This is a genomic window from Parvibaculum sp. MBR-TMA-1.3b-4.2 (assembly GCF_053628815.1).
Genome location: NZ_JBRJHC010000001.1, coordinates 606,827 through 619,805, shown reverse-complemented (window position 1 = coordinate 619,805; position 12,979 = coordinate 606,827). Strand labels below are relative to the sequence as shown.

At 61.8% G+C, this 12,979-nt stretch carries 12 protein-coding genes; 5 read left to right on the top strand and 7 right to left on the bottom strand.

Annotated features, from left to right (window positions below; translation table 11 throughout):
• Window positions 1-10: 10 nt before the first annotated feature.
• Complete coding sequence (locus tag ACSSVQ_RS03200; protein WP_454180800.1) at window positions 11-583, bottom strand: fasciclin domain-containing protein; 573 nt, start codon at window positions 581-583, stop codon at window positions 11-13.
• Window positions 584-904: 321 nt separating this feature from the next.
• On the opposite strand from ACSSVQ_RS03200, the gene ACSSVQ_RS03195 reads away from it, so the two are divergent.
• Window positions 905-2,800, top strand: a complete 1,896-nt coding sequence (locus tag ACSSVQ_RS03195; protein ID WP_454180799.1) for a PAS domain S-box protein — start codon at window positions 905-907, stop codon at window positions 2,798-2,800.
• Between the two features lie 61 nt (window positions 2,801-2,861).
• Here the strand turns inward: ACSSVQ_RS03195 and ACSSVQ_RS03190 are convergent, their stop codons facing one another.
• Both ACSSVQ_RS03190 and ACSSVQ_RS03185 read right to left on the bottom strand, forming a co-directional pair.
• Window positions 2,862-3,485 (bottom strand): OmpW family outer membrane protein, encoded by a 624-nt coding sequence (locus tag ACSSVQ_RS03190; protein ID WP_454180798.1) that lies wholly within the window; start codon window positions 3,483-3,485, stop codon window positions 2,862-2,864.
• A gap of 173 nt (window positions 3,486-3,658) precedes the next feature.
• On the bottom strand, window positions 3,659-7,369 hold the full coding sequence (locus tag ACSSVQ_RS03185; RefSeq protein ID WP_454180797.1) for a vitamin B12-dependent ribonucleotide reductase: 3,711 nt from the start codon (window positions 7,367-7,369) through the stop codon (window positions 3,659-3,661).
• Between the two features lie 415 nt (window positions 7,370-7,784).
• On the opposite strand from ACSSVQ_RS03185, the gene ACSSVQ_RS03180 reads away from it, so the two are divergent.
• The 4 genes from ACSSVQ_RS03180 (at window position 7,785) to ACSSVQ_RS03165 (ending at window position 9,852) form a co-directional block, all read left to right on the top strand.
• On the top strand, window positions 7,785-8,294 hold the full coding sequence (locus ACSSVQ_RS03180; protein ID WP_454180796.1) for a response regulator: 510 nt from the start codon (window positions 7,785-7,787) through the stop codon (window positions 8,292-8,294).
• Between the two features lie 135 nt (window positions 8,295-8,429).
• Window positions 8,430-8,828: an NADH:ubiquinone oxidoreductase subunit NDUFA12 gene (locus tag ACSSVQ_RS03175; RefSeq protein WP_454180795.1), complete on the top strand. Its 399-nt coding sequence runs from the start codon at window positions 8,430-8,432 to the stop codon at window positions 8,826-8,828.
• Window positions 8,829-8,847: 19 nt separating this feature from the next.
• On the top strand, window positions 8,848-9,363 hold the full coding sequence (gene mlaD, locus ACSSVQ_RS03170) for an outer membrane lipid asymmetry maintenance protein MlaD (protein WP_293328908.1): 516 nt from the start codon (window positions 8,848-8,850) through the stop codon (window positions 9,361-9,363).
• A gap of 60 nt (window positions 9,364-9,423) precedes the next feature.
• Window positions 9,424-9,852: a DUF2155 domain-containing protein gene (locus tag ACSSVQ_RS03165; protein ID WP_454180794.1), complete on the top strand. Its 429-nt coding sequence runs from the start codon at window positions 9,424-9,426 to the stop codon at window positions 9,850-9,852.
• Here ACSSVQ_RS03165 and aat read toward each other — a convergent pair.
• From aat to aroQ, 4 genes are read right to left on the bottom strand one after another with little or no spacing between them, the layout of a single operon-like run.
• The gene (aat, locus tag ACSSVQ_RS03160; protein ID WP_454180793.1) at window positions 9,786-10,445 is read right to left on the bottom strand and encodes a leucyl/phenylalanyl-tRNA--protein transferase; all 660 of its coding nucleotides are present in this window, start codon (window positions 10,443-10,445) and stop codon (window positions 9,786-9,788) included. The two genes, ACSSVQ_RS03165 and aat, sit on opposite strands and share 67 nt — an antisense overlap.
• 36 nt (window positions 10,446-10,481) lie before the next feature.
• A complete protein-coding gene (accC, locus tag ACSSVQ_RS03155) occupies window positions 10,482-11,825 on the bottom strand; it encodes an acetyl-CoA carboxylase biotin carboxylase subunit (RefSeq protein ID WP_339613797.1) in 1,344 nt (447 codons plus the stop codon).
• Window positions 11,826-11,842: 17 nt separating this feature from the next.
• Window positions 11,843-12,292 carry an acetyl-CoA carboxylase biotin carboxyl carrier protein gene (accB, locus tag ACSSVQ_RS03150; protein WP_339613796.1) on the bottom strand — a complete coding sequence of 150 codons (450 nt, stop codon included), beginning with the start codon at window positions 12,290-12,292 and terminating at the stop codon, window positions 11,843-11,845.
• 54 nt (window positions 12,293-12,346) lie between these two features.
• Entirely contained in the window at window positions 12,347-12,796 is a 450-nt protein-coding gene (gene aroQ, locus ACSSVQ_RS03145; RefSeq protein WP_339613795.1) for a type II 3-dehydroquinate dehydratase, read from the bottom strand.
• Between the last annotated feature and the right edge of the window lie 183 nt (window positions 12,797-12,979).

Here is a 12,979-nt window from a genome sequence, read left to right as displayed (position 1 = left end):
CGCCGGCGGGCTACTCGGCGGAAGCGCCGTCGGCCTGCTTCGGATCGACGTCGGAGAAGGAGGGGATCGGAACGCCATCGATCGGCACGACGAGGCCGTTCGAGGCGGAAACGGCATCGCCGGTGACGGTGCCGCCATAATCGCCGCCATAGCGGATGTCGCTCCCCTTGCGGTCGATCTCCACCTTGCCTTTCTGGTAGGTCGTCTTCACCGTTGCCCCCGGCTTGAGCCCGGCGGGATCGATCCGGCCCGACACGATCTGGTAGAGCAGCAGCGCCTGGACATTGCGTTTCGTGCTGTCGTTGGTCGGCGAGATCATGTCCTGATACCCGCCGGGGATCATCTCGAACGCCTCATTGGTCGGCGCAAAGACGGTGCGCGTATCCGCGCCCTGATAGCGCCATTGCAGACCGACACCCTCGACAATCCGTTCAAGGATCGAAAAGCGGGAATCCGACCGGATGACGGACCACAGGTCGCCCTGCGAGGTTTTCTGTGCCGCCTGCGCGGCGCCTGCCGAAACGGAAAGGATCATCGTCGCCGCCGCCGAAAAGGCGATGGCGTGGCGGAGAAGCTTGTTCATCGGAAGGATCTCCCTGAGCATTGAAGACATCTGGGTAACGGGGAGTCTTATCGGCTCGAGCAGGCACCGTCCATGCGGTGACGGTTAAAGATTTCGACAGGCCGAAGACAGATTTACCGGAATGCCATTTTCATCCGATCTGCATGTTTCAGGAGAAAAACCGTGCGTTTTTGTTGTCGTAAATCGGACCGGAATGATGGAATTGGCCCTTATCCGACCGGGGCATTAACGCTTGGGTTAACGACTCGCTGAGAAAATAGGCTCTACGGAAACAGCGGCCGGAAGCACCCGATCGCTCGTTTGAGCCGGGTTGGCGAGAATATGAGATCTAGCGAACGCACCAGAACGGAGCCCGACAATGGCGACCTTCCCGAGGCTCTCGGGAAGGGGTTTTACGATGCCTTTTCGATCTCTCACTGGATATACGACCGGAAGCTGGATCGACTCTACCTGCCGCATGAGCGGCTGGTCGAAATCGAGGTTCCGCGCGAAGTCCTCTTTACACCGAAATACATGACGCCCTCCCTGAAGGGGCTTCACGACTGGCTGGTCTCATGTGCGCCCGGCGATGCGGCGACTGTGCACTTCACCGATGCCCGCAACCCCTTTTCGGTGCGTGTCTATTGCGCGGAACAGGATGAAGACCGGTCGAGTGGCTTCTTCCAGGACCTGTCCGACCCGGTGCTGCGCAATTCCTCCGATGCGCGGTTTCGCATGGCGCTGGAAGGGGCGGCGCATGGCGTGGCGCTGGTCGCGCTGGACGGTTCCTGGTTGCAGGTCAACGCAGCGCTCAGCGCCATGCTGGGATACGAAGCCGACGAGCTTTACGAGAAGACATTTCAGGACATAACGCATCCCGACGATCTGGAAGCCGATCTGGACCTTCTTCACGAGTGTGTGGAAGGTAAGCGCACGACATATCAGATGGAGAAGCGCTACTTCCGCAAGGATGGATCCCTGATATGGGTGCATCTTGCCGTCGCCATCATCCGCTCCGACGACATGACGCCGCTTTATTTCATCTCGCAGATTCAGGATGTCACCGGCCAGAAGGAAGCCGAGGCCGCGCTGGTCGAGGCGCGCGATACGGCGCGGCGGGCGAGCAAGGCGAAGAGCGATTTTCTGGCGGCGATGAGCCATGAAATCCGGACCCCGATGACCGGCGTTCTCGGCATGCTGACCCTGCTGGAGCAGAACGGCGTCACGGATGACCAGAAGGCGATGATCGAGACGGCACAGCATTCAGCCGAGATGCTGCTGTCGATCATCAATGACATTCTCGACATGGCCAAGCTCGAAGCGGGCAAGCTCGAGATCGACAGCATCGACTTCAATGCCGATACGGTCTTCCGGACGGTGTGCGATCTGATGGCCGGTCGGGCCGAGGAAAAGGGGCTGACCTTCAACGCGGTCCTGCCGATTTCAGCGCGCAGATGGCTGAAGGGCGATCCGAACCGCATCTCGCAGATCCTGTTCAACCTGCTCGGCAATGCGGTGAAGTTCACCGAACACGGCACGGTCTCCCTTTTTGCCGAGACACGGCAGGGCCCGGACGCGCTGGAGCTGGTGTTGCGCGTCATCGATACCGGTTCGGGCATACCCGCCGACAGGCAGAAGACGATCTTCGAGGAATTCGAGCAGCTTCAGCAGGGCCGCAAACGCCATGACGGAACCGGCCTTGGCCTCGCCATCACGTCGCATCTCGTGTCGCTGATGCACGGCTCGATCGAACTTGAAAGCGAGGTGGGGAAGGGCTCGGAGTTCCGGGTCGTTCTGCCCGTGAAGCCCGGCAAGCCCCAGGAAGCCGACCGGCAAACGGAAGAGGAAGCGGCAAATGTCGTCTCCAGCCCGCTGGCCGGACGTCGTGTGCTGGTCGTCGAGGACAATGAGACCAATCGCAAGGTCGTCAAAGGCATGCTGGATGTCGTCGGGATTGAAGCCACCTTCGCCCATGACGGCGCCGAGGGTCTGGAGAAGCTGAAGGGCGCGGAGTTCGATGCCATCCTGATGGATGTCGAAATGCCGGTCATGGACGGGCTGACCGCCACGCGGCAACTACGCGCGGACGGTGCAGACCTGCCGGTGATCGGCTTCACCGCCAATGCCTCGGCGGACGACCGCGCGGCCTGCCTCGAAGCGGGGATGGACGATGTCGTCACCAAACCCGTCCGCCCGACCGACCTGCTCCTCACCATTTCGAAGTATTTGTCGAGCTGACAGGCACAAAAAAGGAGGATGACATCGTCATCCTCCTTCCTGCCTCGATAGTCCTGTGGACTTAGAAATCGACCGTGATATGGGCCGTCAGGGCGTGACCGGTGAAGCTGTCCGCGTTGGCACTGCCCGTGTCGGTCCAGACATAGCGATACTGGGCGCCGACGCTCGTGCTCTGATCCAGAGCGAAGTTGAAGCCTGCCGTCCCCTGAAGGGCCAGGTCGGTGCTGTCGTCGCTGATGTTAACCGGCGTGCCGCCGATCGAATTGACGTCCAGGTTGGAGAACGCCACACCGACACCGGCACCGATATAGGGATCGAAGCTGTCATCGGCCATCGGGTGGAAGTTCACATTCGCCATGGTCAGCACGGAGTCGTACTTGCCATCGATATTTACGCTGGCACCGCCCGACGTGCCCTTGTCGAAATCGGCTGTGAGGTAGGTCACCTCGCCTTCGGCTGCCAGTTCCGGCGTGATCCAGTAGCCGACACCGGCAGAGGCTGTCCAACCGGTCTTGAAGCTGAGCTTGACGTTGGTTGCCCCGACCGTGCCGTCGATGTCTTCGGCGATAAAGGCACCGCCGGACAGTTTGACGTAGGTTTTACCGACATCCGCCTTGCCGGCAAATGCAGGCGTGGACACGGCGGCAACCAGTGCAGTTGTGAGCAAAAGTTTAGAAGTATTCATTGAGTTTCCCCCCTTACTGATAGAGCAGTATTTATGAGGCCCGGGGCGAGGGCAGTCAACGCATGGAGATTGAAATTTAATCAGTCTGCTCGATTTGGAGTCGATTGAGGCCGTGAGGACACAAAAAAGGCCGGTACTTTTGTACCGGCCTTTTTATTGCATTTGCGAAGGCGCTAACTACACCCGCTCGTGCTCCCGCAGGTGTCGCATTTCAGGCAGGTGCCGTTCCTGACCATGGTGAAGTTGCCGCATTCACCGCAGGCTTCGCCTTCATAACCCTTCATCCGGGCTTCGGTGACGCGGGACATGGCGCTTGCGGCAAAGCTTCCGCCGCCACCGCCGCCCGAGACGGCGATGCTCGCTTCTACGGTCTCTTCATGCAGGCTGATGCCCGCCATGTCTTCGGCGTCCAGCGTTGCGTCGAGCATGGCCTGCGTGCCCGTCTTCTCGGCGGCCTTCTTGGCGTCGGAGGCCGCACCGCCGCGCACGAGGTAGAGATTGCCGAGCTGCGCATTGCGCGTATAGCCGGGGCTCACCACGGCGGAGGCGGGAAGCGATTCCGGCAGCTTGCCTTCATCCGCGCCGTCGCCCATCGCGCTGTGGCCAAGGTCTTCCGGCCCGACATGGCCGAGATCGGAACGGCCGAGATAGGAGACCGCCAGTTCGCGGAACACATAGTCGAGGATGGAGGTCGCATTCTTGATGCGGTCATTGCCCTGGACGAGGCCTGCCGGCTCGAAGCGTGTGAAGGTGAAGGCCTCCACATATTCTTCCAGCGGCACGCCATATTGCAGGCCGAGCGAGATGGCGATGGCGAAATTGTTCATCAGCGAGCGGAAGGCGGCGCCCTCCTTGTGCATGTCGATGAAGATTTCGCCGATCTTGCCGTCGTCATATTCGCCCGTGCGCAGATAGACCTTGTGACCGCCCACAAGCGCCTTCTGCGTGTAGCCCTTGCGCCGGTCGGGCAGCCGCTCGCGGGAGCGCTCCACGACACGCTCCACCACGCGCTCGGCGACCACGCGGGCACGCTCCTGAGCGGGCGCGGCGGCGACGCGCTCGGCGAAGGTCTCCTCTTCGTCCTCATCGAAGTCGTCGTCTTCGAGGATTTGCGCGTTGAGGGGCTGGGAGAGCTTGGAACCGTCGCGGTAAAGCGCATTGGCCTTGAGGCCCAGCTTCCAGGAAAGCATATAGGCCGCGTTGCACTCTTCCACGCCTGCATCGTTCGGCATGTTGATCGTCTTGGAGATCGCGCCGGAGATGAAGGGCTGCGCTGCCGCCATCATGCGGATATGGCTCTCCACGGAGAGGAAGCGCTTGCCCGTGCGGCCACAGGGGTTGGCGCAATCGAAGACGGACAGATGCTCGTCCTTCAGATGCGGCGCGCCCTCAAGCGTCATGGCGCCGCAGACATGGAGATTGGCCGCCTCGACTTCGGCATTGGTGAAGCCGATGGCGCGCAGAAGATCGAAATCGAGGTCGTCCATCGCCTCGGCGTCCAGCCCCAGCGTCTGCGTGCAGAACTCTTCGCCCAACGTCCATTTGTTGAAGACGAAGCGAATATCGAAGGCGGTGGCAAGCGAGCCCTCCACCGCGTCGATTTCCTTCTCCGTGAAGCCCTTGGCGCGCAGCGAGGCATGGTTCACGCCCGGCGCATCGGCCAGCGTACCGTAGCCGACTGCATAGCCGATGATGTCCTCGATCTCCTCGCGCGTGTAGCCAAGCGCGTTGAGGGCCTGCGGCACGGCGCGGTTGATGATCTTGAAATAGCCGCCGCCGGCGAGCTTCTTGAATTTCACCAGCGCGAAATCGGGCTCGATGCCGGTCGTGTCGCAATCCATCACGAGGCCGATCGTGCCGGTCGGCGCGACCACGCTGGCCTGTGCATTGCGGTAGCCATAGGCCTCGCCCATGGCGCAGGCGACATCCCATGCTGCGCGGGCATGGTCGATCAGGTCGTGCTGCGGGCAGTTGTCGGCGTCGAGCGGCACGGGCGGCTGGTTGACCCCTTCATAGCCGGTGGAAAGGCCATGCGCCGCGCGGCCATGATTGCGCATCACGCGCAGCATGTGATCGGCATTGTCGGCATAGCCGGGGAAGGGGCCGAGTTCCTTGGCCATCTGGGCCGAGGTCGCATAGGAAACGCCCGTCATGATGGCGCTGATGGCGCCGGTAATGGCGCGCGCCTGATCGGAATCGTAGGGGATGCCGCAGGACATGAGCAGCCCGCCGATATTGGCAAAGCCGAGCCCCAGCGTGCGGTAGCGATAGGAAAGTTCCGCAATCGCCTTGCTCGGGAACTGCGCCATGGCGACGGAGATTTCCAGCACGATGGTCCAGAGCTTCACGGCATGTTCGAAGGCTTCCACATCGAAGCGGCCATTGTCCTCGCGGAACTGGATGAGGTTGAGCGAGGCAAGGTTGCAGGCCGTATCGTCGAGGAACATATATTCCGAGCACGGATTGCTGGCGCGGATCGGGCCGGAGGCCGGGCAGGTGTGCCAATCGTTGATCGTGGTGTGGAACTGGATGCCCGGATCGGCGCTTGCCCAGGCGGCATGGCCGACCGAGTCCCAGAGGTCGCGCGCCTTCAGGGTACGCGCCACCCCGTCGCCGGTGCGGTTGCGCAGCGTCCAGTCGCCGTCATTCTCGACTGCGCGCAGAAAATCGTCCGTCACGCGGATGGAGTTGTTGGAGTTCTGGCCGGACACGGTGAGATAGGCTTCCGAATCCCAGTCGGTGTCATAGGTGCGGAAGTCGATTTCCTTGTAGCCTTGCTTGGCGAACTGGATCACGCGCTGGATATAGTTTTCCGGCACATGCGCCTTGCGCGCGGCCAGCACTTCGCGCTTGAGCGCCGGGTTCTTCCGCGCATTGAAGCAATCGTCCGAGGGGCCGTCGCAATTCACGCAGGCCTTCATGATGGCGTTGAGGTGCTTCCGGTTGATCTTGGAGCCGGTCACCAGCGCGGCGACCTTCTGTTCCTCGGTCACCTTCCAGTTGATGAATTCCTCGATATCCGGGTGGTCGACATCGACGATCACCATCTTGGCGGCCCGGCGCGTGGTGCCGCCGGACTTGATCGCGCCCGCCGCCCGGTCGCCGATCTTGAGGAAGCTCATCAGGCCCGACGATTTGCCGCCGCCCGACAGGGGCTCGTTCTCGCCGCGCAGCGAGGAGAAGTTGGTGCCGGTGCCGGAGCCGTATTTGAAGAGCCGCGCCTCGCGCACCCAGAGATCCATGATCCCGTTTTCATTCACGAGGTCGTCGCCGACGCTCTGGATGAAGCAGGCATGAGGCTGCGGGTGCTCATAGGAGCTGGTGGCGCGGACCGTCTCGCCCGTTTCCGGGTCGACGTAATAATGGCCCTGCGCCGGGCCGTCGATGCCATAGGCCCAGTGAAGACCGGTGTTGAACCATTGCGGCGAGTTGGGGGCGGAGATCTGCGCGGCCAGCATGAAGCGCATCTCGTCATAGAACGCCTGCGCGTCGTCCTCGTCGTTGAAATAGCCGCCTTTCCAGCCCCAATAGGTCCAGGTGCCGGCCAGCCGGTTGAAGACCTGCCTTGCATCCTTTTCCGGGCCGTAGTGCTCTTCCTCCGGGAGCGCGGCGAGCGCTTCCTCGTCGGGCACGTGGCGCCAGAGCCAGGAGGGAACCGTCTCTTCCTCGACCGGCTTCAGCTTCGCTGCCACGCCCGCCTTGCGGAAATATTTCTGGGCGAGGATGTCGCTGGCGACCTGGCTCCATTCCGCCGGCACCTGAATGTCGTCCAGATGGAAGACGACCGATCCATCCGGATTGCGGATCTCGCTCGTGGCCGTCCGGAAGGGAATGCTCTCATAGGGGCTGTGCCCCTCGACGGTAAAGCAACGTTGGATACGCATAATTTGGCCCCGGTCTCCGCAATTTTGATCGCCACATTCTCCTCAGAGCCGGGTCGTGGAGACGAGCAATCCCCTGCGCCGGACGCATTCCTTCCGAACGGGTCTAACCGTTTGAACTGAAATGTTTTTCCGTCGCCCAGATGATCGTTTCTTAACGGGAGCCAGTCGCCTCGTGCCCCATCCCCTGAGAGGAGAAAATCCTATGAAGGGTCCGCCCATGCGTCAAGCGATAGCGTGTCGCACCTTGTAAACCGCAACATCTAGGGCGTCTTGAATCCGATTTGCTTTCATTCCGGGTGCGAATCGGATGCCGCGCGTTAGCTATTCGGAAAGATAGATTCGCCTAATGTGTTAACAGGACAGCTCTGGCAGGGTCGGAACAGTGCGGGAAGTAGGGACGAACCCAACCCATGGATTGGCGATCGGCGACCTCGATGTCCTGATTGTCGAAGACAATGCGGGTATGCGGCTTCTCCTGCGCACGCTTCTGAACGCATTCGGCGTCAAATCGATTTCGCAGGCCTCCGACGGCAGCGAGGCGCTGGCGATGATCCCCGGGGGCGGCTACGACCTCATCATCACGGATTGGGAAATGGCCCCGATGAAGGGCGGCGAGTTCCTGCGCGAGCTGCGCAGCCTGGACAACAAACCCTTCTGTTTTATCCCCGTTATCGTGCTGACCGGGCATGCCTCCCGCAAACTGGTGCAGCAGGCCTTCGACAATGGTGCGACGCATTTGCTGGTCAAGCCGGTGACCGCGGCAGGGCTTCACCACCGCATAGACTGGGTGCTGGCCGACGACCGGCCCTATGAGGTGGTCGGGGCGGGATACCGCCAGGCCATACCGACGCCTGCCGCCCATGGCGGCGGCGAGGCCAAGACCGGGGCCCTGGAACCGCTGCGCGAAAGCTGGACGCTGGACTGATCCGACTTAAACTCGTGAGACGTGCCGCCTGGCCACTGGACCATTCGGGGTTCGGGTGCCATATTCGGCGCGAATTTCAGCGTTCCGAAGCGGTTGCCGGGCCAGTGGCCGGAACCCGCCGAAAGGTCAGAGCAAATGGGTTTGTTTTCCGAAATCTTCATCTGGTGGCAGGGGCAGACGATGGGCACCCGCTTCTACACATGGCGGAAGGGAAAACAGGTCGGCGACGACGACCAGGGCAATCGCTACTATGAGGCGCGGGACGGACGGCAGATCGGCGGCTATACCCGCCGCTGGGTCATCTATAATGGCGAGGCCGAAGCCTCCCGCATTCCGCCGGGCTGGCATGGCTGGCTGCATCACCGCTCCGATGTGCCGCCCAGCGAGGAAGACTACACACCGCGCGAGTGGCAGAAGCCGCACCAGCCTAACTGGACGGGCACGCCGCGCGCCTACCGGCCCAAGGGGTCGCTCCATGTCGACGGGCAGCGCGCTCGCGCCACTGGCGACTACGAGGCCTGGCAGCCTGAATAATCGGGCCTGAAACCCGGCCATGGCCATCGGCCGGGCCGGTTTCGATACGGATCAATCGGGGATTTCCATGCAGAGCAATCTCGTCGAAACGCTGATCGGCACGGTCGTCGTCCTGATCGCCGCGGTTTTTCTTTTTTACGGCTATTCGACCGCCGGTGTGCGCTCGGGTGACGGCTATACGGTGTCGGCTGAATTCAGCCGCGTGGACGGGCTCACTAACGGGTCCGATGTCCGCATGTCCGGCATCAAGATCGGCACGGTCGTGGGCCAGCATCTCGATCCGAAGAATTATCAGGCCGTTGTCGATCTCAATCTCGATTCCAACGTGAAAATTCCGGACGACAGCAACGCCAAGATCACCAGCGAGGGCCTGCTGGGATCCAACTATGTGTCGGTCGTGCCGGGCGGCAGCGAGACCTATCTGGCCGATGGCGACGAGATCATGTTCACGCAAGGCTCCGTCGATCTGATGGGGCTGATCGGCCAGGCGCTGTTCTCCACCGACGACGGCAAGAAGAGCAGCAGCGGCAACTGACCGGGCCTGGGCGGCGCAAAAGGGCATGGGGCGCGGGGCAGGGCGCAGGAAGAAAGAGCGATGGCACGAGGGTTCACACGAAGCGCGGCGGCGGCTCTTTCCGCGCTGTTCCTGACCGGCAGCGCGCTCGCCGCGCCTGCATTCGCAGACAGCTACAAGACGGCCGTGTTCAGCGGTCTCGACAAGATCACCGGCCGGGTCTCCGAATTCGATGCGAAGGTCGGCGAGCATGCGCGGTTCGGCGTGCTCGATATTCTGGTCCGGGCCTGCGAAAAGAAACCGCCGGAAGACCCGCCGCAAACCGCTGCTTATGTCGAAATCCGGCAGGTCGACGAGCAGACCGGCATGACGCAGGAACAGCCCATCTTCAGCGGCTGGATGTTTGCCGAAAGTCCCGGCCTCAATGCGCTGGAACACCCCGTCTATGATATCTGGGTGGATGACTGCAAGGCCAAGATCGGCGAGACGCCGTCCAGCGGCCAGCAGTAGAAGTCCGCGTCTCTCACCACGGCATCGTGCAGCATGCGGCGATATTCCGTTCGCGGAATTTCCACAGCGCCGAACTGTTTGAGATGTTCCGTCACGAATTGCGTATCGAGCAGGCGGTATCCGCCCGCCCTGAGACGGCCGACCAGATGCACCAGCGCGATTTTGCTGGCATCGCGTGCGCGGCTGAACATGCTCTCGCCGAAAAAGGCAGCGCCCAGTGATACGCCGTAAAGCCCGCCCACCAGCTCGCCATCCAGCCAGCACTCGACGGAATGCGCGTCGCCGCGTTCATGCAGTTCGTTGTAGAGGGCAAAGATGCGGTCGTTGATCCAGGTGCCGTCTCGGTCGGGCGCGGGCGCGGCGCATCCGCGCATCACATCGGCAAAGGCCCTGTCCGCCGTGACGGTAAAGACGCCGGCTTTGACCGTGCGCGCCAGCCTCTTCGGCACATGAAAACCGTCCAGCGGCAGGATGCCGCGCTGCTCCGGATCGATCCAGTAAAGCTCCGGATCGTCCTGCGATTCCGCCATGGGAAAGACGCCATAGGCATAGGCGCGCAAAAGCACGTCGGCATCGATCCCGTCCTCGCTCATGAACGGAAGCTCCCGCGATGAAAATGCTGCTGCGGGTCAGGTCGTTTCGGCGAGGAAGTCCTCAAGCCAGTGAATGTGATAGTCGCCATTGATGAAATCGGGCTCATTCACCAGCTCCTGAAACAGAGGAATGGTGGTCTTTACCCCGTCGATCACGAACTCGTGCAGCGTGCGGCGAAGCCGCATCAGGCATTCGTTGCGGTTGCGCCCGTGCACGATCAGCTTGCCGATCAGGCTGTCGTAATAGGGCGGAATGCGGTAGCCGGAATAGACGCCGGAATCGACGCGCACGCCAAGACCGCCCGGCGTGTGGAAATCCTTGATGGTGCCGGGCGAGGGTGTGAAGGTGCGCGGGTCTTCCGCATTGATGCGGCATTCGATGGCGTGGCCCGAGAAGGTGACATCATCCTGCGTGAAGCTCATTTCGAGCCCCGCCGCGATGCGGATCTGCTCACGGACGAGATCGATCCCGGTCACCATTTCCGTAATCGGATGTTCCACCTGCAGGCGCGTATTCATCTCGATAAAGAAGAACTCGCCATTCTCGTAGAGGAACTCCACCGTGCCGACGCCGAGATAGCCGAGCCCCTTGATGGCCTTGGAAACGATACCGCCGATTTCCGCCCGCTGCGCATCGTTGAGCGCGGGCGAGGGGCATTCTTCCAGAACCTTCTGGTGGCGACGTTGCAAGGAGCAGTCGCGTTCGCCCAGATGCACCACATTGCCGTGACTGTCGGCCACGACCTGAATTTCGATATGGCGCGGCTGGCCGAGATACTTCTCCATATAGAGGCTGTCGTCGCCAAAGGCCGCCTTGGCTTCCGAACGCGCATTGGCCAGCGCGCCGGAAAGTTCCTCGCGCGTCTGGGCGACCTTCATGCCGCGTCCGCCGCCGCCCGCCGCCGCCTTGACGAGAACGGGAAAGCCCGTCTCCTCGGCGACCTTGTAGGCGGCTTCATCGGTGGTGATGGCGCCGTCCGAGCCCGGCACGACCGGAATGCCCAGATCCTTCACCGTCGATTTGGCCTGGATCTTGTCGCCCATCAGGCGGATATGCGCCGCCGTAGGCCCGATGAAGGTGATGCCATGCGCTTCGAGAATTTCGGCAAAGCGCGCATTCTCCGACAGGAAGCCATAGCCGGGATGCACCGCGTCGGCGCCGGTGATTTCGCAGGCGGAGATGATCGCCGGGATATTCAGATAGCTGTCGGTCGCAGACGGCGGACCGATACAGACGCTTTCATTGGCCAGACGCACATGCATGGCATTGGCGTCGGCCGTGGAATGAACGGCTACCGTTTTGATACCCATTTCGCGGCAGGCGCGATGGATACGGAGCGCGATTTCGCCGCGATTGGCGATGAGAACCTTTTCAAACATCGGCTGCGGCGCCCGCTTTATTCGATAATGAGCAAGGGTTCGCCGAATTCGACCGGCTGGCCGTCTTCAACGAGGATTTCTTTGACCGTGCCGGAGCGTGTCGCCGGGATGTGGTTCATGGTCTTCATGGCTTCCACGATCAACACGGTCTGGCCTTCCTTCACGCTCGAGCCGACGCTGACGTAAGGCGCAGCGCCCGGTTCAGGCGCGAGATAGGCCGTCCCGACCATGGGCGAGGGAACCGCGCCCGGATGGGAGGCCATGTCGGCCGGCGCGGGGGCCGCGGCCGGTGCGGCGGCGGGCGCAGGCGCAGCGGCAGGCGCCACGGACACGGATGCGGACTGGAGGTGGCGCGCCACGCGCAGCTTCAGGTTATCCGTCTCGATTTCGATCTCGCTCAGTTCGGTTTCTTTCAGCAGAGCGGCGAGCTCGCGGATCAGTTCCTGATCGACACCTGAATTGCTCATCTCGATTAGCTTTTCCCTGTTGCCGGGCAGAGCCCGGTACGCGCCAAGGCGTTTTCAGTTGGTGGTCAGTATCCGGTGAATGGCGTCGAGCGCCAGTTCGTATCCCGTGACACCGAGGCCGCATATCACCCCGGTGGCGACCGGGGAGACGGTTGAATGATGACGGAAGCTTTCCCGCTTGAAGATATTCGAGATGTGAACCTCGATCACGGGAATGTCCAGCGTCGCCAGCGCATCGTGGATGGCGATGGATGTATGAGTATAGGCAGCCGCGTTGAGAACGAGGCCGGACGCCTTCTCCCGCGCTTCCTGGATCCAGGTCACCAGCTCGCCTTCATGATTGCTCTGGCGGCAGTCCACGGCGAGGCCCAGCGTGCCGGCCTTGTCCGATACGAGCTTGTCGATATCGGCCAGCGTCGTGCGTCCATAGATCTCCGGCTCCCGCTGCCCGAGCAGGTTCAGATTGGGGCCGTTGAGCACATATATGGGTTTAAGGCTGGACATGAGGATGGGCCGGACCGGGTTGCGGCAGGATCGTGTATTGGAATGCTAGGGGATAGAGGGTTAAGCAGGCAAAAATATGTTCGCCGTAATCCGCGGAAACCCCCTCATCTCCCGATTCGATGCGGGCCTTTTATACGCGAAGCCCTGCGCTTGCGAAAGTCCTTGCCGCAGAAAGCCTTAGCC

What these genes read in the sequence shown, in the direction of transcription:
- ACSSVQ_RS03200 (WP_454180800.1), bottom strand. Translation starts at nt 583, where the DNA reads ATGAACAAGCTTCTCCGCCACGCCATCGCCTTTTCGGCGGCGGCGACG.
- ACSSVQ_RS03195 (WP_454180799.1), top strand. Translation starts at nt 905, where the DNA reads ATGAGATCTAGCGAACGCACCAGAACGGAGCCCGACAATGGCGACCTT.
- ACSSVQ_RS03190 (WP_454180798.1), bottom strand. Translation starts at nt 3,485, where the DNA reads ATGAATACTTCTAAACTTTTGCTCACAACTGCACTGGTTGCCGCCGTG.
- ACSSVQ_RS03185 (WP_454180797.1), bottom strand. Translation starts at nt 7,369, where the DNA reads ATGCGTATCCAACGTTGCTTTACCGTCGAGGGGCACAGCCCCTATGAG.
- ACSSVQ_RS03175 (WP_454180795.1), top strand. Translation starts at nt 8,430, where the DNA reads ATGGGTTTGTTTTCCGAAATCTTCATCTGGTGGCAGGGGCAGACGATG.
- mlaD (WP_293328908.1), top strand. Translation starts at nt 8,848, where the DNA reads ATGGCCATCGGCCGGGCCGGTTTCGATACGGATCAATCGGGGATTTCC.
- ACSSVQ_RS03165 (WP_454180794.1), top strand. Translation starts at nt 9,424, where the DNA reads ATGGCACGAGGGTTCACACGAAGCGCGGCGGCGGCTCTTTCCGCGCTG.
- aat (WP_454180793.1), bottom strand. Translation starts at nt 10,445, where the DNA reads ATGAGCGAGGACGGGATCGATGCCGACGTGCTTTTGCGCGCCTATGCC.
- accC (WP_339613797.1), bottom strand. Translation starts at nt 11,825, where the DNA reads ATGTTTGAAAAGGTTCTCATCGCCAATCGCGGCGAAATCGCGCTCCGT.
- accB (WP_339613796.1), bottom strand. Translation starts at nt 12,292, where the DNA reads ATGAGCAATTCAGGTGTCGATCAGGAACTGATCCGCGAGCTCGCCGCT.
- aroQ (WP_339613795.1), bottom strand. Translation starts at nt 12,796, where the DNA reads ATGTCCAGCCTTAAACCCATATATGTGCTCAACGGCCCCAATCTGAAC.